This window comes from Bradyrhizobium sp. SZCCHNR1002 (genome assembly GCF_032381435.1).
GTDB classification, from domain to species: domain Bacteria; phylum Pseudomonadota; class Alphaproteobacteria; order Rhizobiales; family Xanthobacteraceae; genus Bradyrhizobium; species Bradyrhizobium aeschynomenes.
Genome location: NZ_JAUHIS010000004.1, coordinates 283,918 through 307,586, shown reverse-complemented (window position 1 = coordinate 307,586; position 23,669 = coordinate 283,918). Strand labels below are relative to the sequence as shown.

21 protein-coding genes are annotated in these 23,669 nt (G+C 65.7%); 13 read left to right on the top strand and 8 right to left on the bottom strand.

Annotated elements, in window-relative coordinates:
• Nucleotides 1-84 precede the first annotated feature (84 nt).
• Nucleotides 85-1,020 carry an ABC transporter permease gene (locus tag QX108_RS21065; RefSeq protein WP_315782599.1) on the top strand — a complete coding sequence of 312 codons (936 nt, stop codon included), beginning with the start codon at nt 85-87 and terminating at the stop codon, nt 1,018-1,020.
• 3 nt (nt 1,021-1,023) lie between these two features.
• On the top strand, nt 1,024-1,926 hold the full coding sequence (locus tag QX108_RS21060; RefSeq protein WP_315782600.1) for an ABC transporter permease: 903 nt from the start codon (nt 1,024-1,026) through the stop codon (nt 1,924-1,926).
• Nucleotides 1,927-2,333: 407 nt separating this feature from the next.
• On the opposite strand, the gene QX108_RS21055 is transcribed toward QX108_RS21060, so the two are convergent.
• The 6 genes from QX108_RS21055 to QX108_RS21030 form a co-directional block, all read right to left on the bottom strand.
• Nucleotides 2,334-3,038, bottom strand: a complete 705-nt coding sequence (locus tag QX108_RS21055) for an ABC transporter ATP-binding protein (protein WP_315782601.1) — start codon at nt 3,036-3,038, stop codon at nt 2,334-2,336.
• The gene (locus tag QX108_RS21050) at nt 3,022-3,753 is read right to left on the bottom strand and encodes an ABC transporter ATP-binding protein (protein WP_315782603.1); all 732 of its coding nucleotides are present in this window, start codon (nt 3,751-3,753) and stop codon (nt 3,022-3,024) included. The genes QX108_RS21055 and QX108_RS21050 overlap by 17 nt, the downstream gene beginning before the upstream one ends.
• Nucleotides 3,750-4,754, bottom strand: a complete 1,005-nt coding sequence (locus QX108_RS21045) for a branched-chain amino acid ABC transporter permease (RefSeq protein ID WP_315719165.1) — start codon at nt 4,752-4,754, stop codon at nt 3,750-3,752. The genes QX108_RS21050 and QX108_RS21045 overlap by 4 nt, the downstream gene beginning before the upstream one ends.
• Nucleotides 4,754-5,632 (bottom strand): branched-chain amino acid ABC transporter permease, encoded by an 879-nt coding sequence (locus tag QX108_RS21040; protein ID WP_315719164.1) that lies wholly within the window; start codon nt 5,630-5,632, stop codon nt 4,754-4,756. Before QX108_RS21040 ends, QX108_RS21045 begins: the two co-directional genes overlap by 1 nt.
• 195 nt (nt 5,633-5,827) lie before the next feature.
• Entirely contained in the window at nt 5,828-7,072 is a 1,245-nt protein-coding gene (locus QX108_RS21035) for an ABC transporter substrate-binding protein (RefSeq protein WP_315782605.1), read from the bottom strand.
• A 68-nt stretch (nt 7,073-7,140) separates the two neighbouring features.
• A complete protein-coding gene (locus QX108_RS21030) occupies nt 7,141-7,959 on the bottom strand; it encodes a putative hydro-lyase (RefSeq protein ID WP_315719162.1) in 819 nt (272 codons plus the stop codon).
• A 113-nt stretch (nt 7,960-8,072) separates the two neighbouring features.
• Here QX108_RS21030 and QX108_RS21025 point away from each other — a divergent pair, with 113 nt between their 5' ends.
• The 3 genes from QX108_RS21025 to QX108_RS21015 are packed head-to-tail and all read left to right on the top strand — an operon-like array spanning nt 8,073 to nt 11,222.
• Nucleotides 8,073-9,035, top strand: coding sequence for a LysR family transcriptional regulator (locus tag QX108_RS21025; protein WP_315719161.1), 963 nt, complete (start codon nt 8,073-8,075; stop codon nt 9,033-9,035).
• Nucleotides 9,032-10,282 carry a Zn-dependent hydrolase gene (locus QX108_RS21020; RefSeq protein WP_315782608.1) on the top strand — a complete coding sequence of 417 codons (1,251 nt, stop codon included), beginning with the start codon at nt 9,032-9,034 and terminating at the stop codon, nt 10,280-10,282. The genes QX108_RS21025 and QX108_RS21020 overlap by 4 nt, the downstream gene beginning before the upstream one ends.
• A gap of 28 nt (nt 10,283-10,310) precedes the next feature.
• Nucleotides 10,311-11,222: an NAD(P)-dependent oxidoreductase gene (locus QX108_RS21015; RefSeq protein ID WP_315782610.1), complete on the top strand. Its 912-nt coding sequence runs from the start codon at nt 10,311-10,313 to the stop codon at nt 11,220-11,222.
• A 430-nt stretch (nt 11,223-11,652) separates the two neighbouring features.
• Here QX108_RS21015 and QX108_RS21010 read toward each other — a convergent pair whose 3' ends face one another.
• Nucleotides 11,653-12,726 (bottom strand): tartrate dehydrogenase, encoded by a 1,074-nt coding sequence (locus tag QX108_RS21010; protein WP_172180724.1) that lies wholly within the window; start codon nt 12,724-12,726, stop codon nt 11,653-11,655.
• A gap of 171 nt (nt 12,727-12,897) precedes the next feature.
• Between QX108_RS21010 and QX108_RS21005 the strand changes: the two genes are divergently transcribed.
• The 6 genes from QX108_RS21005 to QX108_RS20980 all read left to right on the top strand — a co-directional run bounded on the left by QX108_RS21005 (nt 12,898) and on the right by QX108_RS20980 (nt 20,321).
• Nucleotides 12,898-13,674, top strand: a complete 777-nt coding sequence (locus QX108_RS21005) for an SDR family oxidoreductase (RefSeq protein ID WP_315782612.1) — start codon at nt 12,898-12,900, stop codon at nt 13,672-13,674.
• Nucleotides 13,675-13,752: 78 nt separating this feature from the next.
• Nucleotides 13,753-15,177: an amidase gene (locus QX108_RS21000; RefSeq protein WP_315782614.1), complete on the top strand. Its 1,425-nt coding sequence runs from the start codon at nt 13,753-13,755 to the stop codon at nt 15,175-15,177.
• Between the two features lie 186 nt (nt 15,178-15,363).
• Nucleotides 15,364-16,689, top strand: coding sequence for an MFS transporter (locus QX108_RS20995; protein WP_315719156.1), 1,326 nt, complete (start codon nt 15,364-15,366; stop codon nt 16,687-16,689).
• A 41-nt stretch (nt 16,690-16,730) separates the two neighbouring features.
• Entirely contained in the window at nt 16,731-17,393 is a 663-nt protein-coding gene (locus QX108_RS20990; protein WP_315782616.1) for a sulfite oxidase-like oxidoreductase, read from the top strand.
• Between the two features lie 388 nt (nt 17,394-17,781).
• On the top strand, nt 17,782-18,147 hold the full coding sequence (locus QX108_RS20985) for a hypothetical protein (protein ID WP_315719154.1): 366 nt from the start codon (nt 17,782-17,784) through the stop codon (nt 18,145-18,147).
• 956 nt (nt 18,148-19,103) lie between these two features.
• On the top strand, nt 19,104-20,321 hold the full coding sequence (locus QX108_RS20980) for a bifunctional alpha/beta hydrolase/OsmC family protein (RefSeq protein ID WP_315782618.1): 1,218 nt from the start codon (nt 19,104-19,106) through the stop codon (nt 20,319-20,321).
• 179 nt (nt 20,322-20,500) lie between these two features.
• On the opposite strand, the gene QX108_RS20975 is transcribed toward QX108_RS20980, so the two are convergent.
• Nucleotides 20,501-21,547, bottom strand: coding sequence for a YeeE/YedE family protein (locus QX108_RS20975; RefSeq protein ID WP_315782934.1), 1,047 nt, complete (start codon nt 21,545-21,547; stop codon nt 20,501-20,503).
• A 242-nt stretch (nt 21,548-21,789) separates the two neighbouring features.
• On the opposite strand from QX108_RS20975, the gene paaI reads away from it, so the two are divergent.
• A complete protein-coding gene (gene paaI, locus QX108_RS20970) occupies nt 21,790-22,251 on the top strand; it encodes a hydroxyphenylacetyl-CoA thioesterase PaaI (RefSeq protein ID WP_315782620.1) in 462 nt (153 codons plus the stop codon).
• Between the two features lie 20 nt (nt 22,252-22,271).
• Nucleotides 22,272-23,594, top strand: coding sequence for a phenylacetate--CoA ligase PaaK (gene paaK / locus QX108_RS20965; protein WP_315782622.1), 1,323 nt, complete (start codon nt 22,272-22,274; stop codon nt 23,592-23,594).
• The last annotated feature ends 75 nt before the right edge of the window (nt 23,595-23,669 follow it).

The window sequence follows — 23,669 nt, the reverse complement described above, 5'->3', positions numbered from 1 at the left end:
TCAGCCATGCTGCCGCGCCCATGCTCATGGGCGCGGCAGCAGACTTTTCCAGCGCCCAGCATCCGCATCGACAGGTTTTCGCCCGTGGCCGTGACGATCGACAATTCGCCCGACACCATAGCTCCGGCGGACAGCGGCTTTCGCAGGCTCGCCATGCGCTCGATCGCCTGGCTTCAAGCCGGCCCGATGATGCTGGTGTTCGCGCTGTTCTTCCTGCTGCCGCTGGTGCTTGTCGTCATCGTCAGCGTCTGGGACTACAATGAGTACGAGATGATTCCGGCGCTCAGCTTCCGTGGCTATACGGACACGTTCGAGGGTTGCGTCGCCAATCTGCCCGAGCTGTGCACGATCCTGAAGACCTATCTGAAGACGCTGAAGCTGTGCCTGCTGACCTGGGGCCTGACGCTCCTGATCGGTTTCTGGGTCGCCTACTTCCTCGCCTTCCACGTCCGCAGCAAGACCTGGCAGATCGTGCTGTCGCTGTTGTGCACGATCCCGTTCTGGACCTCCAACGTCATCCGCATGATCGCCTGGGTCCCCCTGCTCGGCCGCAACGGCCTCGTCAACCAGGGGCTCGTCGGCGCAGGCGTGATCAACAAGCCGATCGAATGGCTGCTGTTCTCGGAATTTTCCGTGGTGCTGGCGCTGGTGCACCTGTTCACCTTCTTCATGGTGGTGCCGATCTTCAATTCGATGATCCGCATCGACAAGCGCCTGATCGAGGCCGCCTATGACGCCGGCGCGTCGGGCTGGCAGACGCTTGTCAACATCGTCATTCCCCTGTCGAAGCCCGGCATCGTGATCGGCTCGATCTTCGTCATCACCATCGTGATGGGCGACTTCGTCACCATCGGCGTGATGGGCGGCCAGCAGATCGCCTCCGCCGGCAAGATCATCGAGGCGCGCCTCTCGGCGCTGCAATTCCCGGCGGCCGCGGCGAATGCCGTGATCCTGCTCGGCATCACCATCATCATCATCTCCGCGCTGACGCGGATCGTCGACGTCCGCAAGGAGCTCTGAGAGATGGGAGACAAGCGCCCGCGCTCTTTCTACATCCTGGCAGCGTTCTTCTCGGCCTATGTGCTGTTCCTGTACGGGCCAATGATCGCGATCTACATCCTGTCGTTCCAGGGCCCCGACGGCGGCCTCACCTTTCCGATGAACGGCGTGTCGCTCACCTGGTTCGGCAAGGTGTTCTCCGGCGGCGGCATCGTCGACATCGGCGCCGCGTTCAAGCGGTCGCTGGCGCTCGGCCTCGTCGTGATGGTCATCACCGTGGTGCTGTCGGTCGCCGCCGGCATGGCGTTCCGCAAACCGTTCCGCGGCGCCTCGATCCTGTTCTACACCGCCATCGCCAGCCTGATCATGCCGTCGATCATCACCTCGCTCGGCATCGCGCTGGAGTTCCGCCTGATCGACGACTTCATCAACAAGCATGCCGCCGATTACGGCCTCGGCTGGCTGGCCGAGGGCCACACCACCGCGATGGGCCTGTTCACGTCGGGCTTAGGGGCGCACCTGACCTGGACGCTGCCATTCGGCCTCCTGATCATGTTCGCGATCTTCAACCGCTTCGACGGCCGCCTCGAGGAAGCCGCCCGCGACCTCGGCGCCACGCCCTGGCAGACCTTCCGCCACGTCGTGCTGCCGATCATCCTGCCCTCGGTGGTCGGCATCGGCCTGTTCGGCTTTACCTTGTCTTGGGACGAGCTCGCCCGTTCAAGCCAGGCGATTGGGTCAGTGAACACCTTGCCTCTGGAACTGCAGGGCCTGACGACGACGGTGACCAAGCCGGATATCTACGCCCTGGGCACGCTGACCTCAGCGGTGTCCTTCGTGGTGATCTTCGCCGCGCTGTTCGTGATTCTGGTGCTGCAGGCCCGCCAGCGCCGGCAGGGCTCGGATGCAGGTAAGGGGATGGTGTAAGTCAGCGCCGAGAACTCTCACGCGTCATATCGCGACGCTTTCACTGCACCGCAAGCACGGTGCCCATGAATGCGCCCTCGCCCCTTGTGGGAGAGGGCATGTAGGAAAGAGCAGCAAACTCGGTTGGGTGAGGGGTCTGCCTCTACGAGCGCCGCTCGCGGAAAGAGACCCCTCACCCAACCGCGTACGCGGATGGGCCGCACATGCCCTCTCCCACAAGGGGCGAGGGCGCTGTATCTGGCAGCGCTGTTGTCTCACCGCTTGCTCGGCGCGTAGGGTGGGCAAAGGCGCGCCCACATCATTGCCGTCAGCACTGCTGTTTTGCGCCCCGTGCCCACCGGCCGCGCTCACCAGCACCGGCGGTGGGCACGCGGCGCCTGACGGCGTCGCTTTGCCCACCTACCCGACTACAATCCCAGATACGCCTTCCGCACATCCTTGTTGCCGCTGATCTCGGCGGCCGTGCCCTGCATCAGCACGCGTCCCGTCTGCAGGATGTAGGCCCTATCCGCAATCTCCAGACACTCGGCCATGCGCTGCTCGACGATCAGCACGGTCATGCCGGCGTCGCGGATTTTCTTCACCGCCTGGAAGATCTCGTCGACCAGCTTCGGCATGATGCCCTGCGACGGCTCGTCGAGCATCAGCAGCCGCGGCCGGGTCATCAGTGCGCGGCCGATCGCCAGCATCTGCTGCTCGCCGCCCGACAGCGTCTCCGCGCGCTGATCCATCCGCTCGGACAGCCGCGGGAACAGCTTGAAGACGAAGTCGAGCGGCTCCTCGCGGTTGGCCTCGCCGCGAAACATGTAGCTGCCGAGGCGCAGATTGTCGCGCACCGCGAGCCGCGGGAACAGCCGCCGGTTCTCCGGCACGTAGGCGATGCCCTTGGCCGTGATCAGATGCTGGGCCATGCCGTCGATGCGGTTGCCATCGAAGGTGACGGAGCCGGCGCGCGGCCGCTCAGCGCCGGCGATCGACTTCAGCAAGGTCGACTTGCCCGCGCCATTGGCGCCGGCGACGCAGACGATCTCGCCCTTGTTGACATCGATCGACACGTTAGAGATGGCGACGAGGCCCTGATAGGCGGTGGTGACGTCACGCACCGACAGCATGGCGGTCTCCCAGATAGGCGGAAATGACTTTGGGATCACGGACGACGTCCGTGGGCTTGCCTTCGATCAGCACCTTGCCGAGATCGAGCACGATGGCGCGGTCGACCAGCGGCATGACGATCTCCATGACGTGCTCGACCATCAGCACCGTGATGCCGGTGTCGCGTACGCGGCGGACGAGCTCGACGCCCTTCTGCGATTCGACCGGCGTAAGCCCCGTCAGCACCTCGTCGAGCAGCAGCAGCTTCGGCTCGGTCGCAAGCGCCCGCGCCACTTCGAGCCGCCGCTTCTCCGACGGCACGAGATCGCTGGCCAGCACGTCGGCCCGAGCGCCGAGGCCGCAGAACTCCAGCACCTCGTGCGCCCTGCGCCTGGCATCGCGCATGTGAGTGGTGCGCACCAGGGAGCCGACGATGACGTTCTCGATCACCGTCATGGTCTCGAAGCTCTTCACCACCTGGAAGGTGCGGCCGATGCCGCGCTGGCAGCGCTCGGCTGCCGGCAGCGCCGTGACGTCCTCGCCGTCGAAGATGATCTGACCTTCGGTCGGCTTGAACGCGCCGGCGATCAGGTTGAACAAGGTCGACTTGCCGGCGCCGTTCGGACCGATCAGGCCGACGATCTCGCCGCGCCCGACCTTGATCGAGACGTCGGAGTTGGCCGTCAGGCCCGAGAAGCGCTGGGTGATGTTGCGCGTTTCCAACAAAGCCGTCATGACGCCACCGCCTCTCGGACCGGCTGAGCCGCCGGCTTGGGCTTGCGGGAGAACAGGCTGACCAGGCCCTGCGGCCGCGCCAGCGAGATCGCGATGATCAGGCCGCCATAGACGATCAGATCGACGCCGCGGCCGGAGCCGCCGATATAGGAGCGGGTCAGCTCGGTGAGCGGGATCAGGATCACCGCGCCCAGCAGCGGTCCCCAGAGGGTGCCGATGCCGCCGAGCACGGCCGGAAGCGCCATCAGCAGCGAGAACTGGAATCCCATCACGCTTTCGGGGTCGATGTAGCTGACGAACTGCGCATAGAAGCTGCCGCCGATCGCCACCAGGAACGCGGACACGGCTGCGGCACCCATCTTGGAGTTGAACACGTCGACGCCCAGGCTCTCGGCCGCGACCGGATTGTCCTTCACCGCGCGCCACCAATAGCCCCACTTCGAGTCCTCCAGCCACCAGGTCACCAGCCAGGCGACGCAGGCGAGCCCGAGGGCAAAATAGAAGTATGGCAGCTTGGAGCGCGTGAACTGGAACGTCACCCAGGAGTCACGCCGCACCGGGATATCGATGCCGAGCGCAGCGCCGGCCCAGTCCCAATTGTGGAACAGCAGCAGCGTGATTTCGGCGATCACGATGGTGGCGATGACGAAGTAATGGCCGCCGAGCCGGAAGCAGGGATAGCCGAGCGCCATCGCGATGATGGCGGACAGCACGCCCCCGGAGAGCATGCCGAACCAGGGCAGTACGCCGAACTTGGTGAACAGGATCGCGGTCGTGTACGCTCCGAGTCCGAAATAGAGCGCATGGCCGAGCGAGATCTGTCCGCAATAGCCGGACAGGATGTTCCAGCTCTGCGACAGCGCCCCATACATCAGGGTCAGCACCATGATGTTCTGGACGTAGACGTCCTTGACGAACATCGGCACGACAGCTGCGATGGCCGTGAGGAAGGCGGCGACAACGAGGTCGCGCCGGCGACGTTGAATGAATGCCTTGTCCATCAGATCGATCCGAACAGGCCGCGCGGGCGGACGAAAACAACGAGGAGGTAGACGCCGTAGATGCCGACGGTCTTCAGCGACGGCGGCAGGATCAGCGTGGTGATGGCCTCGACGAGGCCGACCACGATGCCGCCGGCAAAGGCCCCGAACACGCTGCCGAAGCCGCCGAGCGCCACCGTCACATAGGCGATGGTCGCGAACGAGGCGCCGACGTCGGGAAACACGTAGAAGAAGATCGCCATGACGGCACCGGCAAGACCGACCAGTGCCGCGCCGAGGCCCCAGCCGAGCGCGAACACCTTGTTCTTGTCGATGCCGACCAGCGCCACCGCGCCGGCATCCTCACGCGTCGCCTCCAGCGCCCGGCCGAAATCGGTGCGGTGGATGAAGAAGTAGAGCCCGGCAAAGGCCGCGATCGCGATCAGCGCGCCGATCAGCTGCGGCTGCGGCAGATAGATGCCGGCGATCGAGATCGTCTTGCCGCCCAGCCAGGAGTGCGGGATGCTGCGATAATCCGGCGTGAAGAAGTACTGCGCGACGCCGCGCATCAGCACCGCCAGGCCGAAGGTGGAGAAGATCTGCACCATGCCGGTATTGGCCTTGGCCCTGACCGCAAATCTGACGATCAGCAAGTAGACCACCGCGCCGAACACGAACAGCGCGGCGGCGACCAGCGGCGCCGACAACAATGGATCGAGCGCGAAGAACGCGAACAGGAAGAAGGTCGCGTACATCGCGATCATCAGGAACTCGCCATGGGCGAAGTTCACGACGTCCATCAGGCCGAAGATGAGCGCCAGGCCCACGGCGATCAGGCCGTAGAGCAGGCCCATCAGCAGGCCGCTGGCCAGACTTTGAATGATTGTTTCTGCTGTCACAGGCTTTGCCCCCAACTCTCGATGTGACACGGGATGTCGTCCCGGCGAAAGCCGGGACCCATAACCACGACTGTTCTTGTGGGGCACGACGACAGACAATCATCGTCCAACCACGGCCTCGGCATATGGGTCCCGGGTCGGCGCCGCCACGCGCTGGCGCGCGTCGCGGCTTGCCCGGGACGACATCCGAGATAATTACTTCATCGGCCAGATGGCGTCGGCGACCGCGGCCTGGGCCGGGAAGATGGTGACGAACTTGCCGCCGACATATTGCAGCAGCACCGGATCGGCGTCGTTGTTCTGGCCACTCTCGTCGAACTTCACCCGCTTCCACGGCATGATGGTCTGCGCGCCCGGCATGTCGGTCGCCGCCAACGCGTCGCGGATCTTCTCGCCGTCGACGGACTTGGCGCGGTTGATGGCGTCGGCCATCACGATCAGACCCATGAACTGACGCGAGGAGAAGTCGTTCAGGTCCTTGCCGGACTTCGCCTTGAACATGTCGTTGATCTTGCCGACCATCGGCCGCTTGGCGGCGAGGTCGAGCGAGAACGAGCCGCGCGAGATCACGCCTTCGAGCTTGTCGCCGACCGCGTCGTACAGCGCCTTCTCGGAGAAGCCGGCGTCCTGCGCCACGATCGCGTTCGGCTTGTAGCCGAGCTCGGCCATGGTCTTGACCAGCAGGATGCCGTCGGTGGTGTAGCTCGACGGCATCAGTACGTCGGCGTTGGCGGCCTTGAGCTGCTGCACCTCGGCCGACAGCGACGGCGAGTTGGCGCGGTACTTGATGTCGGCGACGACCTTGTAGCCGCGCTCATTGGCGAGCTTGAGCTGGGCATTGCCGGAATCGGTGCCGAAGATGGTGTCCTCGTGGAACAGCGCCAGGGTCTCGATCTTGGTGCCCTTCTTCTTCATCGCATCGAAGAAGTCGAACATCGCCGCCGAGAACATCTCGTCATGCGGCGCGGCGCGGAAATAATACTTCAGGCCGCGGCGATGCAGGCTCGGCGAGGAGTTGTCGGCCGACAGATACGGGATCTGGTAGCGTTCGCAGGTCTGGCTCGCGGTGACCGCGACGGAGCTCTGATACGAGCCGATGACGGCGGCCACCTTCTCCTGCGTGATCAGGCGCTCGGCTTCGGCGCGGCCCTTCTGCGGGTCGGCCTGGTGGTCGGCGAACACCAGCTTGAGCTTGGCGCCGCCGAGGCCCGGCAGGCCCTCGGTACGGGCAAGCGGCAGATCGTAGTCATATTTGCCGTTGATGATCTCGGCGGCGGTCTCGAACGCGCGCTGCGCGTCGACGCCGATCTGGGCGCTGGCGCCCGAGAACGGATAGATGATGCCGATCTTCACTTCGGAGGTCTGGGCGCGGGCGGCGATCGGGCCGAGCGCAGCGGCGGCGGTGGCTCCAAGCAGGACGTTACGGCGCGTGATGGTCATTGCGATATCCTCTGGGGTAAACGACTGAGAGCGATGAAGGCAGAGAACTCCGAGCGGTCCGGCGACGCTCAGAGGACGGCGAGGTCCTTGTTCTTGAGATCGGTGATCAGCATCAGCCCCGGCGCATGGGTGATGGCGAACGGCAGCCTGGCTGCCGCGATCACCGCTTGCGGCGTGACGCCACAGGCCCAGAACACCGGGATTTCGTCGGCGGCGACCGGCACGGGATCGCCGTAGTCGGGCTTGTTGATGTCGGCGATGCCGATCTGATCGGGATGGCCGAGATGCACCGGCGCGCCATGCACGGCCGGAAAGCGCGTCGTGATCTGCACCGCGCGGATCGCCTGCGCCGGCTTGAACGGGCGCATCGACACCACCATGGGGCCTGCGAACGGCCCCGACGGCGTGCAGGCGATGTTGGTGCGATACATCGGCACGCGGCAGCCCTGCTCGATGTGACGGATCGGCAGACCGTCGGCCATCAGCGCCTCCTCGAAGGAGAACGAGCAGCCGAGCACGAAGGTGACGAGATCGTCACGCCAGTGCGTCATCAGATCGGTCGGCTCCTCCACCATCTCGCCGTCGCGCCAGACGCGATAGCGCGGCACGTCGGTGCGGATGTCGAGATCGGCGCCGAGCGCCGGGATATGCGGATTGCCAGGATCGGACATGCCGATGATCGGGCACGGTTTGGGATTGAGCTGGCAGAAGCGGTGGAAGGCGCCGGCATATTGCTCGGGCAGGATCGCCAAATTGCCCTGGACGAAGCCGTTGGCAACGCCCGCCGTGCTCCAGCCTTTGCCGGATCGATAGTCCAGCCGCGCCTGATGGCTGGGGAGAAGCTCGGCCGCGGCGGCCGGTTGCTGCAGTGCCACAGAAACAGTCATGTGAGCCATTTGCCTAATATCTCGACAAACTCACTGAATATCAGCCATGCTATAAAGTCTAATCTTCATTTTTAATCAGGATCGATAAATCAAATTGATCCGAGGCGGGCACGATGTTGGATTTCCGTTCCATCGAGACGTTCCTCTGGGTGGTGAAGCTCGGCAGCTTCCGGGGCGCGGCGCAGCGCCTCAACACCACCCAGCCAGCCATCTCCCAGCGCATCGCGCAGCTCGAGCGCGAGCTCGGCGTCAAGCTGCTCAACCGCGACCATCGCGTGGCCTCGCCCACGGCGAGCGGCCGGCAGATGCTGGTCTATGCGGAGAAGCTGATCGGCCTGCGCGCGGAGATGCTGGCCGAGGTCGGCGACCGCTCGGCGATGCGTGGCGTGCTCCGGCTCGGCGTCGCCGAGACCATCGTGCACGACTGGCTGCCGCGGCTGATCAAGAGCGTCAACGAGAGCCATCCGAACCTGTCGCTTGAGATCGAGGTCGATGTCACGCCGAACCTGCATGCGCGGCTGCTGGCGCAGGAGATCGAGCTCGCCTTCGCGCTGGGATCGCCGACCGAGTCGGGCATCCGCAGCCGCGTGCTGTGCGACTATCCGATCAGCTTTCTCGCAAGCCCGGCTCTCGGCTTCGGTGACGGCGTGGTGACCGCGGAGCAGATGGCGCGGTTTCCGATCATCACCTTCCCGCGCAAGACCCAGCCCTATGACAACGTGCGCTCGCTGTTCAATCGGCCGCATCTGCCGCCGATGCGGCTGCATGCCAGCGCCTCGCTCGCGACCGTGATCCACATGGCGATCGAGGGCCTCGGGGTCGCCGTCATTCCCGCGGCGATCGTCGCCAATGAGCTTGCGACCGGACGGCTGCAGGAGCTCAAGACGGACTTGCGGATCCCGCCGCTGACCTTCACCGCGAGCTGGCTGTCGTCGCCCGAGATGGTCGCGATCGAGCGCGTCGCCGAGCTCGCAGCCCGGACGGCGCAGACGGCCAGCCATCCCTCGGCATCGGTTGACGCCGCCGTCGCGGCGCGCGATGGACAGGATGCCGGAGTACAGGGATTTCAAGCATGAGCCGCGCCGTCACCAATCTGCAGATCGATTCCGCCCGCCTCTGGGACAGCATCCACGAGACCGCCAAATTCGGCGGCACGCCGAAGGGCGGCGTGCGGCGGCTCACCCTGAGCCAGGAGGACAAGCAGGTCCGCGACTGGTTCCGCAAGGCCTGCGAGGACGCCGGGCTCGAGGTTCACATCGATGCGCTCGGCTCGATGTTCGCGCTCCGCAAGGGGCGCGACATGTCGAAGCCCCCTGTCGGCCTCGGCTCGCATCTCGACACCCAGCCGACCGGCGGCAAGTTCGACGGCATCCTCGGCACGCTCGGCGCGCTGGAGGTGATCCGCACGCTCAACGATGCCGGCATCGAGACCGACGCGCCGCTGTGCATCGTCAACTGGACCAACGAGGAAGGCTCGCGCTTCGCCCCGGCGATGATGGCCTCGGCCGCCTATGTCGGCGACTTCACCGTCGAGGACATTCTGTCGCGCAAGGACGCAGCGGGCACCACGGTCGGCGCGGCGCTGGACGAGATCGGCTATCGCGGCGCGACCGCGGTCGGCACGCAGAAATTCTCGGGCTTCGTCGAGCTGCACATCGAGCAGGGCCCGATCCTGGAGGCCGAGAACAAGACCATCGGCGTGGTCGATCACGGCCAGGGCGTGTTCTGGTACGACGGCAAGATCACGGGCTTCGAGAGCCATGCCGGATCGACGCCGATGCCGCTGCGCCGCGACGCGCTGCTGGCGCTGTCGGAGTTCGCGCTGACCCTGGAGCAGATCGCGCTCAAGCTCGGACCGAATGCGGTGGCGACCATCGGCGAAGCCGTGATCGCCAATCCCTCGCGCAACGTCATTCCCGGCGAGATCGCCTTCACCATCGACTGCCGCAGCGCCAATGCCGATACTTTGGAGGCGCTCGATGCCAGCCTGCGCGCGGCCGCAAGCGAGATTTCGAAGAAGCGCCGCGTCGAGATCGCGATCGACCAGGTCTGGCGCAAGCCGCCGACGCATTTCGATCCCAAGCTGGTCGACGCCGTCGAGCGCGCCGCCGGCACGCTCGGCTATGCGCACCGCCGCATCACGTCAGGAGCCGGCCACGACGCCTGCAACCTCAACACCATCATGCCGGCGGCGATGGTGTTCGTCCCCTGCAAGGACGGCATCAGCCACAACGAGCTGGAGGACGCGACGCAATCCGACTGCGCGGCAGGTGCGAATGTGCTGCTGCACACCGTGCTGTCGCTGGCCGGCGTGGCGTCGTAGTCCAGTGGAAGCTCATCAGGAGGTATCCGTGCGCGGAGTTTTCATCGACGCCAACGACTCACTGGCCGAGATCTTCGAGCGGCAGCGCAAGCCGGGCGATCCGGAGATGCGCGTGCATCTCGATCCCGACATCAAGCCGGAGGATTGGCCCGCCATCCTCGACGGCGCCGAGATCGGCGTGGTCGACCACACCGCGCTGCCCACCGGGGTCGCGAAGCAGTGCAAGGGGCTCAAGCACGTCGTCTTCCTCGGCACCGGCGCGCGCAGCTACATGAATCCGGAGGAGCTGGCCGAGCTCGGCATCACGGTGCACCTCATCAAGGGCTACGGCGACACCGCCGTGGCGGAAGCCGCCATCGCGCTGATGTGGGCCTCGGCCCGCGGCATCGCGCAGATGGACCGCGAGATGCGCGCCGGCAACTGGCTGCGCGACGACGGCATGCAGCTCACCGGCAAGACGCTCGGCCTGGTCGGCTTCGGCGGCATCGCCGCCGAGGTCGCGCGCATCGCATCCGGCAGCGGCATGACGGTGATCGCCTGGAACCGGTCGCCGAAGAGCCATCCGGGAGTGAACTTCGTCGAACTCGACACGCTGCTCAAAGAGAGCCACGTCGTCTCGCTGCATCTCCTCCTCAACGACGAGACCCGCGGCTTCCTGTCGCGCGAGCGCATCGCGCAAATGCGCAAGGGCGTGATCTTCGTCAACACCGCCCGCGCCGCCATCGTCGACGAGGTCGCGATGATCGATGCCTTGCGCAGCGGCCACATCCGCCACGCCGGCCTCGACGTGTTCAACACCGAGCCCCTGCCCGCGGACCACGTGCTGACGACGATCCCGAACGTCACGCTGTCGGCGCATTCGGCGTTTCGCACGCCCGAAGCGAGCGAGAATTTGATCCACGCCGCGTGGGAGCACTGCCGAAGGGTGGCAAAGGAGTAGTTGTCGACGCGTAGGGTGGGCAAAGCAGCCGCCCGCAGGGCGGCCGAGTGCCCACTGCGCATCCGTGTTCACGCGGCAAGACGGTGGGCACGGCGCCACCGCGACTTCGTATGGAGATGCAGCAGAGCCGCCCACCCTACGGTCTTTCTCCGTCATTGCGAGCGAAGCAATCCAGGGCCGAGTGCGCGACTCTGGATTGCTTCGTCGCGGAGCCTGTCATCGGGCCGCGCGTTGCGCGGACCCGTTGGCTCCTCGCAATGACGGTTGGTGCGCGAGCTGTCGCCCCAAGCACCAGCGTCGTCCCGGCGAACGCCGGGACCCATACCGCGTGATTTTATCAGTGGCGCGCGGTGGCAGATGCCGGCAGCCACAACACCGGCCGGTGGTTATGGGCCCCGGCGTTCGCCGGGGCGACAACAAACAGCGTCGACTAATCCACCATGTCCGCAACGGCCTTGCCGCACGCCTCGGTATCCGCATTTCCGCCCAGATCCCGCGTCCGCAACGTCCGCTCGCCCAGCGTGCGCTCGATCGCGCCGACGATCGACTGCGCTGCGGTCTTCTCGCCGAGATGCTCCAGCATCATTGCGCCCGACCAGATCATGCCGATCGGATTGGCGATGCCCTGCCCCGCGATATCGGGCGCGGAGCCGTGCACGGGCTCGAACACCGACGGGAAATTGCGCTCCGGATTGATGTTGCCCGACGGCGCGATGCCGATGGTGCCGGTGCAGGCCGGGCCGAGATCCGACAGGATGTCGCCGAACAGATTGGAGCCGACGACGACGTCGAACCAGTCCGGATGCAGCACGAAGTTCGCGGTGAGGATGTCGATGTGGTACTTGTCCCACTTCACGCCCGGATAGTTCTTGGCCATCGCCTCGACGCGCTCGTCCCAATACGGCATCGTGATCGAGATGCCGTTGGACTTGGTCGCCGACGTCAGATGCTTCTTCGGCCGCGATTGCGCCAGCTCGAAGGCGAACTTCAGGATGCGGTCGACGCCGGTGCGGGTCATCACCGTCTGCTGCGTGACGAACTCGCGATCGGTATCCGGGAACATGCGGCCGCCGACGGACGAGTATTCGCCTTCGGTGTTTTCGCGCACCACCCAGAAATCGATGTCGCCGGGCTTGCGGCCCGCCAGCGGACTGGGCACGCCGGGCATCAGGCGCACGGGACGCAGGTTCACATACTGGTCGAACTCACGGCGGAACTTGATCAGCGAGCCCCACAGCGAGACGTGGTCGGCGATCTTGGCCGGCCAGCCGACGGCGCCGAAATAGATCGCGTCATGGCTGCCGATCTGCGTCTTCCAGTCGTCCGGCATCATCTGGCCGTGCTTCTCGTAGTAGTCGTAGCTCGAGAAGTCGAAATGATCGAACTGCACCGCGACGCCGTGCTTCTTGGCAGCCGCCTCGATCACGCGCAGCCCCTCGGGCATGACCTCCTTGCCGATGCCGTCACCGGGAATGACTGCGATACGATAGGGCTTCTTGCTCATCGAGCGGATCCTTGCGGGTTGCGCCGGTTGGCCCGGCTGAATTTGTCGATCGCCTGAATGGACCAAACGGCCGACGAGCGCAACGCTGCGGTGCAAGATTGACCGCATGGCTGACGCGCAAGACAATCGCACAAGCCAAACCGGTCTCCTCTTCATCCAGCGAGAGTTGTCATGGACCTTCATCTGCGCGGCAAGCGCGTCCTCATCACCGGCGCCTCCAAGGGCATCGGCGCCGCGGCGGCCGAGGCCTTTGCCGAGGAAGGCTGCCACGTCCGCCTCGCCGCGCGCAGCGCCGACCGCCTGTCGGCGCTGGTGGAGCAGCTCCGGTCGAAGCATCAGATCGACGCGGCGGCGCATGTGGTCGACCTGCGCAAGTCCGAGGATGTCACGCGGCTCGCGCAGGAAGCGGCGGACATCGACATCCTCGTCAACAATGCCGGCGACATTCCGGGCGGACCGATCGACAAGATCGACGAGGCGACCTGGAGGCATGCCTGGGATCTGAAGGTGTTCGGCTTCATCAACCTGGCGCGGCTGGTCTACGCCCAGATGAAGGCGCGCGGATCGGGCGTGATCATCAACGACATCGGCGCCGCCGGCGAGAAGTTCGACGCCAACTACATCTGCGGCAGCGCCGGCAATGCGGCGCTGATGGCCTTCACCCGCGCGCTCGGCTCCAAGAGCCTTGCCGACAACATCCGAGTCGTCGGCATCAATCCCGGCCCTGTCGGCACCGACCGCCACGTGACCCTGCTGAAGACCCGCGCGAGGCAGCAGTTCGGCGACGAGAGCCGCTACACGGAATTCCAGAAAGGTCTCCCGCTCGGCCGCCCGGCGTATCCGCGCGAGATCGCCGACCTGATGGCGTTCCTCGCGTCCGACCGCGCCGGCTACACCTCCGGTGTGATCTATACCGTCGATGGCGGCATCAGCGCAGGGTGGGGTTGATCGCCGCGACCTTCCCACGTCGCCGCAAACGTGATCTACAACGTCGCGCCGGACGCTTGCCATCAGGAGAACCGCACTTTGGCCGACCAGGGATTGATCCGCGAGACCGCCTGCACCGTCGTCGACAAGTTGAAGGCCGGCGAGGTCACGCCGCTCGATTGCCTCGATGCGCTGGAAGCGCGCATTTCAGCCGTCGACGGCAAGGTCAATGCGCTGCCGACGCTGTGCTTCGACCGCGCCCGCGATCATGCCAAGGCGCTGATGAGCAAGCCCGCCGGTGCCCGCGGTCTGCTCGCTGGCCTGCCGGTGCCGATCAAGGACCTCACCGATGTTCAGGGCGTGCTGACCACGCAGGGCTCGCCGATCTTCAAGGACCGGATTCCGGAACGCTCCGATCTCATGGTCGAGCATCTCGAAGCCAATGGCGGCGTGATCTACGCCAAGTCGAACACGCCGGAGTTCGGCGCCGGCGCCAACACCTTCAACGAGGTGTTCGGGGCCACGCTCAATCCCTGGGACACATCGCGCTCGGCCGCCGGCTCCTCCGGCGGCGCCGCGGTGGCGCTGGCCACCGGCATGGCCTGGCTGGCGCATGGCTCGGACATGGGCGGCTCGCTGCGCAATCCCGCGAGCTTCTGCGGCATCGTCGGCCTGCGCCCGAGCTTCGGCCGCGTCGCGCATACGCCGGCGGTCGCCGTCGATCGCAATCTCGGCGTCCAGGGCCCGATGGCCCGCAATGTCGAGGACCTCGCGCTGCTGCTGGACGCGATGAGCGGCGAGCACGCCGCCGACCCGATCTCGCTGCCCTCGCCCGCGACCTCGTTCCTGGCGGCGGCCCGCTCCGGCAACAAGCCGGTGCGCGTCGCCTATTCGCCCGATCTCGGCATCACGCCGGTCGATCCCGAAGTGATTGCAGTGACCCGCAAGGCGGCGCAGCGCTTCGCTGAGCTGGGCGTCATCGTCGAGGAGGCGCATCCGGATTTCAGCGAGGCGCATGAATGCTTCCATGTGCTGCGCGCGCTCGACTTCGCGATGAGCAAGCAGGAGCTGCTGCGCACCAAGCGCGAGCAGTTGAAGCCCGAGGTGATCTGGAACATCGAGGAAGGACTGAAGCTCTCGGTCGCGCAGATCGCGCGCGCGGAGGCGCAGCGCGTGGCGATCACCGCACGCGCGGTAAAATTCTTCGAGACCTATGATCTGCTGCTGGCGCCGGCGACGATCGTGCCGCCCTTCCCGGTCGAGAACCGCTACGTCGCCGAATGCGCGGGGCACAAATTCGACAACTACGTGCAGTGGCTCGGCATCGTCTATGCGATCACGCTGGCCTGCTGCCCGGCCCTGTCGCTGCCCTGCGGCTTCACGGCATCGGGGCTTCCGGTGGGGCTGCAGGTGATCGCGGCGCCGCGCGCTGACGCCAAGCTGCTCGCCGGCGCCAAGGTGCTGGAGGACATCCTCGGCATAGCCAGCTCGACCCCGATCGATCCGCGCGCCCCGAAAAGCTGATCTGATCAGGGGCCTCATGGTTCGAGACGCCCGTCTTCTGGCGGGCTCCCTCAGGGGCGGCAGGTCTGCTTTGATTTGCGCCGAGTTCCATGCGCTGAACATGGGACCCATGTCCGTTATCGGCTGTTGGCAATTCGGGCGGCTGCCGTAGAAGGGCCGCAAACCACGCTTGCCCGGAGACCGGATATGACAGACCAGGCGATCGAGCCTGCCGTAGAGCCCGCTACGACGTTCAGCGACGTCGAGCGGCGCATCAAGGCCATCCTGATCGGCTCCGCCGGCAATCTGGTCGAATGGTACGACTTCTACGCCTACACGGCATTCGCCTTGTACTTCGCGCCGGCTTTCTTCCCGTCGAAGGACCCCGTCGTCGAGCAGCTCAACGCGGCCGTGGTGTTCGCCGCGACCTTCCTGATGCGCCCGCTCGGCGGCTGGCTGTTCGGCTACCTTGCCGACCAATATGGCCGCAGGCTGTCGCTGACGGTCTCCGTGCTCTGCATGTGCTTCGGCTCGCTGATCATCGCGGTGACGCCGACCTACGCCACCATCGGCATCGCCGCGCCGATCATCCTGGCGCTCGCCCGCGTCATCGAAGGCCTCAGTCTCGGCGGCGAATACGGCGCCAGCGCCACCTATCTCTCGGAGGTCGCCGACGCCAGGCATCGCGGCTTCTATTCCAGCTTCCAATACGTGACCCTGATCGGCGGCCAGCTCACCGCGATCATCGTGCTCCTGCTGCTCCAGAAGGTGTTTCTGACCACAGACGAGCTGAAGGCCTGGGGCTGGCGGATCCCGTTCTTCATCGGCGCGGGCCTTGCGATCTTTGTCGCGGTGATGCGGCGGAACCTGCACGAGACCGAGGCTTTCGTGGAGGCCAAGAAGAAAGCCGGTCCCTCCGGCTCGATGGCCGCACTATTCAAATATCCCCGCGAGCTCCTGCTCGTCGTCGGCCTCACCGCCGGTGGCACCGCCGCGTTCTACACCTTCACGACCTACATGCAGACTTTCGTGAAGCTGTCGGTCGGCCTGACCGAGGACCAGACCACGATGGTGATCTTCGGCTCGCTGCTGTTCGCCTGCGTGCTGCAGCCGCTGTACGGCGCGATCTCGGATCGCATCGGCCGCAAGCCGCTCTTGATCTTCTTCGGCATCGCCGGCACCTTGTCGACGATCCCGATCCTGACGGCACTGAAGGGCACCAAGGAGCCGTTGACAGCCTTCCTGCTGATCTGCGGCGCCTGGATCTTCACCGCCGGCTACACCTCGATCAATGCGGTCGTGAAGGCCGAGTTGTTCCCGACCAACGTCCGCGCGCTCGGCGTCGGCCTGCCCTACGCGATCACCGTGTCGCTGTTCGGCGGCACTGCGCCGGCGATCGCACTCTACTTCAAGAGCATCGGGCACGAGACCTGGTTCTATTATTATCTCACCGGCGTGATCTTCCTGTCGCTGCTCATCTATGCGACCATGCGCGACACCAAGCATGCATCCGCCATGCACCGGCATGACTAGAGCCGCGTGAATGAGCCGCACGACCCTGACGAGGTGCTGACATGGCCGACGAGTCCGGGCTGCCGCCCGAGAGCAAGCTGACCCGCAGCAAGGAGCGCTGGGCGCGCGAGGGCAAATTCCTGACCGGCCGCATCGTCAGGCCGGAGGACCAGCGCCTGCCGCCCGGCCAGCATCTGACCCGCGACTGGCCAGTGCTCGATCTCGGCCTGACGCCGTCGGTCACGTCCGAGCGCTGGCGGCTCGATGTCTACGGCGCGGTCGAAAATCCGCTGTTCTGGGATTTCGCGGCCTTCCGCGCCCAGGAGCAGCGCCAGTTCGTCTCCGACATCCATTGCGTCACGACCTGGTCGCGCTACGACAATCAATGGGAGGGGCTGGCGACGCGCGACCTGCTCGCCGCCTGCCGGCCGCGCGGCACCGCCGACTTCGTCGTGCTGCATTCCTATGACGGCTACACCACCAACCTGACGCTCGAGGATTTCGCCGCCGAGGACGCGCTGCTCGCGCACAGCTGGTCCGGCGCGCCCCTGACACAGGAGCATGGCGGCCCGGTCCGCGTCGTGGTGCCGCATCTGTATTTCTGGAAGAGCGCGAAATGGCTGAAGGCGATCGAGTTTCTCGAGGCCGACAAGCCCGGCTATTGGGAGGTGCGCGGCTATCACAACCGCGGCGATCCCTGGACCGAGCAACGCTATTCGGAGTGACGGCCTTCGCTAACGCCGAGCTGACGGAGCCGTAGGGTGGGCAAAGACGCGCAGCGTCGTGCCCACCATCATCCTGCCGAAAGAACGTGACACGTTTGGCTTCACCGTCCGGGACCGAGTTCATTGCAAATATCCGAGCGCGGCTGCGCGATACAGCGCCCTATCCCCTTGTGGGCCCCTTGTGGGAGAGGGCATCTCCGGCCTATCCAGTCACTCGGTCGGGTGAGGGGTGTCTCTCCACGGATACCTTGCTTGCGGACACATACCCCTCACCAAACCGGGCCTGCCGCTCTTTCCTACATGCCCTCTCCCGCAAGGGGAGAGGGCGCAATCACGACCAGCGGGCTGACGATCTGATCGTCATGTCCAAACGTGCCAGAGACCCAGCATGGAGTTCACCTCAGAGACCGGCAAGATCCCCAAGGGCTATGGGTATCTGCTCAAGCCGAGCGTCATCCTCGCCGCATTGACCGCAAGGGATCTCGGCGGCATTCGCATCCATCTCGTGCGCAGCCACGGCCGGCGTCTGTTCGATGCGCGATATCGGCCGCCGGACGGCGACATCCCCTATGAGCGTCTCAACATCAAGGTCGGCACCGCGCACGAACGCGACCTGCCCCCGCTTCGCCGGCAGGCGAAGGACGAAGCGCTGCCGGCGCTGGTCCAATGGATTTCCGATCTCGTCGCGCAGGACCTGCCGACGGCGATCCGGAACGGCGAACAGGTCATCGAGCTGATCCCTCAGCGGGAGTGATACTTCGCGTGCGAGATTGTCGGTCAGTCAGACCGCAGATCAATCGCATGGAGAGATAATGGGCTGTCTCAACGAACGATCCCGTCAGTGAGTTACTCCGTCATGCCCGGGCTCGTCCCGGGCATCCACGTCGGTCCGAGCACTCCGAGTGACGTGGATGGCCGGGACAAGCCCGGCCATGACGATGCGGAGACAGGCGCGCGCAAGCCCTGCCGAAATTCGCTCTTGACGATTTCTGAAAATCGTGATTTACTCCCCGCCATCCCGCCTCGTTGCAGAGGGACGTATCGCGATCGTCACGGACGTGGAGCGCGGGATGCGGTGGGCGCGACGGGTCGCAGCGTGGTGATCCATGCGGACGAACGATCCGGTGCGCACGGCGAAATCGTGTGGTCTTGACGCCGCGGCGCTGGCGTCAAATCGCGGTGCAATGACGTGCATCGCGGTGACGGGGGCAAGACAGCCGTTCCCCGGAGAGAGCACGTATAAGCCGTTCCAACCATTGCGCAGGGAAGGCCGGGATGTCCTTAAGCCGAACCTGTGGTACCTGCCGCCTGCATTTTTTCCGCAGGCGGGCCATGGGGGCGGCAGGCTCCCGACCTTCCCTGCGCCCTCTCGCTCGTGAGAGGCGCGACGATCTCAAAGCTCGGGCCGTGCAGGCCGCGAGATGGCGTCATCGTATCTGTAGCTGATGCAGCACGGGGTGTCGTTGCTGACGTCTTGGCGTCATTGCTGAGCCCCTGGATCGCTTCGCTTGCGCTCGCGATGACGGAGTTTGTGAAGCGTCCGCTGCCCGCCACGGCAGTCATTGCGAGCGCAAGCGCCGCAATCCAGAGGCCGCACGAAGGGTGCTGATCGGTTCCACTCACCGGCACATGCAGGCCCGATCTGATATACGACAATGTGAGACGACGCAGCGCATCGCCGCGAGCGGACGCACCGATGGGAGACCAACCATGCCGACCGAACGTTTCCAGTTTCAAGGCGCAAGCGGCGACAAACTGTCTGCGGCCCTCGACATGCCCGACGGCGCGCCGCGCGCCTATGCGCTGTTCGCGCATTGCTTCTCCTGCGGCAAGGACACCCATGCGGCGCGGCGCATTGCGATGGCGCTGACGGCGCATGGCGTCGCCGTGCTACGGTTCGACTTCACCGGCCTCGGCTCCAGCGAGGGCGACTTCGCCAACACGACGTTCTCCTCCAACGTCGCCGACCTCGTCCGCGCCGCCGATCATCTGCGCGAGACAAAACAGGCGCCGGCGATCCTGATCGGCCACAGCCTCGGCGGCGCCGCCATGCTGGCCGCCGCCGGCGACATTCCCGATGCAAGGGCCGTGGTGACCATCGCAGCCCCGTCCGATCCGGCCCATGTCACCGACATGTTCAAGGACAGTCTCGAGGCGATCCGCCGCGACGGCTCGGCCGAGGTCTCGCTCGCGGGCCGCCCGTTCCGCATCAGCAGCTCGTTCCTCGACGACGTCGCCGAGCAGCGCCTTCTCGACAAGGTCAGGCATCTGCACAAGGCGCTCCTGGTGATGCATTCGCCCGTCGACGACACCGTCGGGATCGACAATGCGACCCACATCTTCGTCGCCGCCAAGCACCCGAAGAGCTTCATCTCGCTGGACCATGCCGACCATCTCATCAGCAACAAGCTGGATGCCGCCTATATCGCCGAGGTGATCGCGGGTTGGGCCAGCCGCTATGTCACACCGGCCTCCGCCGAGCCGTCAGCCAAAGACGGCCCGCGCGACGTCGTCGTGCGCGAGACCCGCGCGAGCAAGCTGCAGCAGAGCATCGCGCTCGGCCCGCATCGGCTGACGGCCGACGAGCCGGTCTCGGTGGGTGGCCAGGACACCGGCCCCGGCCCCTATGATCTGTTGCTCGCCGCGCTCGGCGCCTGCACGTCGATGACGATGCGGCTCTATGCCGACCGCAAATTCCTGCCGCTCGACCGGGTCACCGTGACCCTCCGCCACAGCAAGATCCACGCGGAGGACTGCGCGGAGTGCGAGACCAGGGTCGGCCTGATCGACCAGCTTGAGCGCGAGATCCATCTCGACGGCGCACTCGACGAGGAGCAGCGCAAGAAGCTGATGGAGATCGCCGACAAATGCCCGGTGCACCGGACGCTGACATCGGAAATCCGCATCGTCACGCGCGCGGCGGAGTGAGCGTTCGACCGCGTCCCACCCACCGTCATTCCGGGGCAAGGCCGACAGGCCTTGAACCCGGAATCCCGAGATTGTCTTGCGTTCTTGTCCGGCCCTCTCGAGATTCCGGGTTCAATCATCGATGCACTAGCGCGCATCGACGATTGCCCCGGAATGACGGTGGGGGTGACGGAGTTGAACTAATGCGCCGCCTGCGGCTCGATCTTCAATGGCCGCACCCGCAGGGCCCCACGCAAACCAACCGCTGTGCCGATGAAGATCCCGGCGATCGCCACGAACGACGGCAGCGCCAGGGTCGACAGTCCCGTGAGCCCCTGCCCGACCGAGCAGCCCAGCGCCATGACGCCGCCTACGCCCATCAGCGCGGCGCCGCCGGCCGAGCGCAGCATGTGCCGCGGCGAGTGAAAGCCTTCGAGCTTGAACCGGCGCGTGACCAGCGCGGTCACGAGGCTGCCGGCCAGCACGCCGGCCACGGTGGCGATGCCGAAACTCACCGTCGATCCGGTCGACAGCATCACATATTGCAGGGCATCGGCAATCGGTGCGACGAAGGTCAACGAGGCCACCGGTACCGGATTGAAATCGTCAGCGCCAAGATACCCGGTTGCAAACCAGCCCGCGGCGATCAGCAGTCCGACGATGAGACCGGCGAGCATCTGGCCGGGCGCGCGCCGGAACGGCGCATGCGCAAAGGCGAAGACAAGCAGCGCGCAACTGAGCGCTAGCGCCGGCAGCAGCCGCGCCGGCGCGCCGTGCAGGCCACCGACCGAGAGCAGCGCGGGGAGCGACGTCGCCGTTGCCGTTGTCTGGGACGTCTGCATCAGCGCGATGCGCAGCGGCGCGATCAGCCCCTTCAGCGTCATCTCCGCCGCGACCGCCAGCACAATCACCACGACGAAGGAGCGCAGATTGCCGCGGCCAAGCAGCACCAGCGCCCGCGAGCCGCAGCCATTCGCCAGCACCATGCCGTAGCCGAACAGGACACCGCCGGCGAACATCGACGGCAGCGAGAAGGTCGGCTGCAGGTAGATCGACTTGCCGAGATCGACGGCGCCATTGGCCGCGAGCAGCTGCGTGGCGATCACCGCAACGCCCATCGCCAGCGCGTAAGTTCGCACCAGACGGCCGTCGCCGGCGGCCCACCAGCCGCGCAGGCTGCTCATCATGCAGAAGCCGCTGAGCAGCCCGACCACGCCATAGACGAGGCCAATCCCCAGACCGGCCATGATGGCCACATCAGCAGTTTCCGGCACGCGCGGCAGTCCTTCTGGTTGCGGAAAAGAGGCGGCGGCACGCTGGCTGCGCAAGCATCGCTTTCGCTTGACGCGCGCGGAATATTCGCCACGATATCGCGCTTAACTAGTTCAGAATGCTTGTTCCAACAAGCATCAGCGGGAGAGAACGCCGTGGTTTCACCAGCGCATCCTCATGCGCCGATTCTGGCCGCTGCGCGGCCGGAGGCCCGCCCATGAGCGGAGCGGCGCAACTCTCTCCCGACGCCCTCGCCCGGGCCTGCGCGGACGCGATGTGGCAGGACGATCGCGCCAGCCAGGGGCTGGGCATGCAGATCGTCGAGATCGGTCCGGGCCGCGCGACCCTGCAGATGACGATCCAGCCGCACATGGTCAACGGCCATGGCATCGCCCATGGCGGCTTCATCTTCACCTTGGCCGATTCCGCCTTCGCATTCGCCTGCAACTCCCACAACGACCGCACCGTGGCGGCCCAGGGCAGCATCAGCTTCATCCGGCCGGGCAAGCTCGGCGATGTCCTGACCGCCCGTGCGCACGAAGTGTCGCGCAGCGGGCGCTCCGGCATCTACGACGTCCGTGTCGCCGCAGGCGAGACCGTCATTGCCGAGTTTCGTGGCCATTCCCGCAGCATCGGCGGCACGCTGGTGCCGGCCGGTACGCCCGAAGCCGCAGGCTGATCCGCCGGAGGACATGACCCATGACCAAGCATCAATCGGCAGGCAGCTACGTGCCCGAGATGGACGACACCGAGCGCGCCTCGCGCGACGAGATCATTGCGCTGCAGACCAGGCGCCTCGCCTGGTCGCTGAAGCACGCCTATGACAACGTCGCCCATTACCGGCAGGCCTTCGACAAGGCCGGCGTGCATCCGTCGGATTTCCGCGAGCTGGCGGATCTCGCCAAATTTCCCTTCACGGTGAAGACCGACCTGCGCGACAACTACCCGTTCAACATGTTCGCCGTGCCGCGCGAGCAGCTGGTCCGGGTGCACGCCTCCTCGGGCACGACCGGCAAGCCGATCGTCGTCGGCTACACCAAGAACGACATCGCGACCTGGTCGACCGTGATGGCCCGCTCGATCCGCGCCGCCGGCGGCCGCGGCGGCATGATCATCCACAATGCGTATGGCTACGGCCTGTTCACCGGCGGCCTCGGCGTCCACTACGGCGCCGAGCAGCTCGGCTGCACCGTGGTGCCGATCTCCGGCGGCATGACCGAGCGGCAGGTGCAGCTGATCAACGATTTCCGCCCCGAGATCATCACGGTGACGCCGAGCTACATGCTGGCCATCCTCGACGAGTTCAGGCGCCAAGGCCTCGATCCCCGGCAGAGCTCGCTGAAGATCGGCATCTTCGGCGCCGAGCCCTGGACCAACGCGATGCGCGCCGAGATCGAGGATGCGTTCGCGATGGATGCCACCGACATCTACGGCCTGTCCGAGGTGATCGGTCCGGGCGTCGCGCAGGAGTGCCTGGAGACCAAGGACGGGCTGCACATCTGGGAGGACCATTTCTACCCGGAGATCGTCGACCCCGACACCGGCAAGGTGCTGCCCGACGGCGAAATGGGCGAATTGGTGTTCACCTCGCTGACCAAGGAGGCTTTCCCGATCATCCGCTATCGCACCCGCGACCTGACGCGGCTATTGCCCGGCACCGCTCGGCCGGGCATGCGCCGGATGGAGAAGGTCACGGGACGCTCCGACGACATGATCATCCTGCGCGGCGTCAATTTGTTCCCGTCGCAGATCGAGGAGATTTTGCTGACCACCGAATGGTGCGGCGGCCATTTCATGCTCGAACTCACGCGTGAAGGCCGCATGGACGAGTTGACGATCTACGCGGAGTCGCGCCCCGAGCATTGGGACGAGACGGGCTTAAGCGAGCACGCGGAGCGGATCTCGATCCACATCAAGAACACCATCGGCGTGACAGCGAAGGTGAAGGCCGTGCCGCCGGACACACTGGAGCGCTCGGCGGGCAAGGCGAAGCGGATCAAGGATCGGCGGCCGGTGGCGTGACTTGCGCGGACCGCGCAATGCAGCTCCTCATGGTGAGGAGCGCCGCAAGGCGCGTCTCGAACCATGAGGCCACAG

Coding starts and splice junctions, on each gene's coding strand:
- QX108_RS21060 (WP_315782600.1), top strand. CDS start 1,024: ATGGGAGACAAGCGCCCGCGCTCTTTCTACATCCTGGCAGCGTTCTTC.
- QX108_RS21055 (WP_315782601.1), bottom strand. CDS start 3,038: ATGCTGTCGGTGCGTGACGTCACCACCGCCTATCAGGGCCTCGTCGCC.
- QX108_RS21050 (WP_315782603.1), bottom strand. CDS start 3,753: ATGACGGCTTTGTTGGAAACGCGCAACATCACCCAGCGCTTCTCGGGC.
- QX108_RS21045 (WP_315719165.1), bottom strand. CDS start 4,754: ATGGACAAGGCATTCATTCAACGTCGCCGGCGCGACCTCGTTGTCGCC.
- QX108_RS21035 (WP_315782605.1), bottom strand. CDS start 7,072: ATGACCATCACGCGCCGTAACGTCCTGCTTGGAGCCACCGCCGCCGCT.
- QX108_RS21030 (WP_315719162.1), bottom strand. CDS start 7,959: ATGACTGTTTCTGTGGCACTGCAGCAACCGGCCGCCGCGGCCGAGCTT.
- QX108_RS21025 (WP_315719161.1), top strand. CDS start 8,073: ATGTTGGATTTCCGTTCCATCGAGACGTTCCTCTGGGTGGTGAAGCTC.
- QX108_RS21020 (WP_315782608.1), top strand. CDS start 9,032: ATGAGCCGCGCCGTCACCAATCTGCAGATCGATTCCGCCCGCCTCTGG.
- QX108_RS21010 (WP_172180724.1), bottom strand. CDS start 12,726: ATGAGCAAGAAGCCCTATCGTATCGCAGTCATTCCCGGTGACGGCATC.
- QX108_RS21005 (WP_315782612.1), top strand. CDS start 12,898: ATGGACCTTCATCTGCGCGGCAAGCGCGTCCTCATCACCGGCGCCTCC.
- QX108_RS20995 (WP_315719156.1), top strand. CDS start 15,364: ATGACAGACCAGGCGATCGAGCCTGCCGTAGAGCCCGCTACGACGTTC.
- QX108_RS20990 (WP_315782616.1), top strand. CDS start 16,731: ATGGCCGACGAGTCCGGGCTGCCGCCCGAGAGCAAGCTGACCCGCAGC.
- QX108_RS20985 (WP_315719154.1), top strand. CDS start 17,782: ATGGAGTTCACCTCAGAGACCGGCAAGATCCCCAAGGGCTATGGGTAT.
- QX108_RS20980 (WP_315782618.1), top strand. CDS start 19,104: ATGCCGACCGAACGTTTCCAGTTTCAAGGCGCAAGCGGCGACAAACTG.
- QX108_RS20975 (WP_315782934.1), bottom strand. CDS start 21,547: ATGGCCGGTCTGGGGATTGGCCTCGTCTATGGCGTGGTCGGGCTGCTC.
- paaI (WP_315782620.1), top strand. CDS start 21,790: ATGAGCGGAGCGGCGCAACTCTCTCCCGACGCCCTCGCCCGGGCCTGC.
- paaK (WP_315782622.1), top strand. CDS start 22,272: ATGACCAAGCATCAATCGGCAGGCAGCTACGTGCCCGAGATGGACGAC.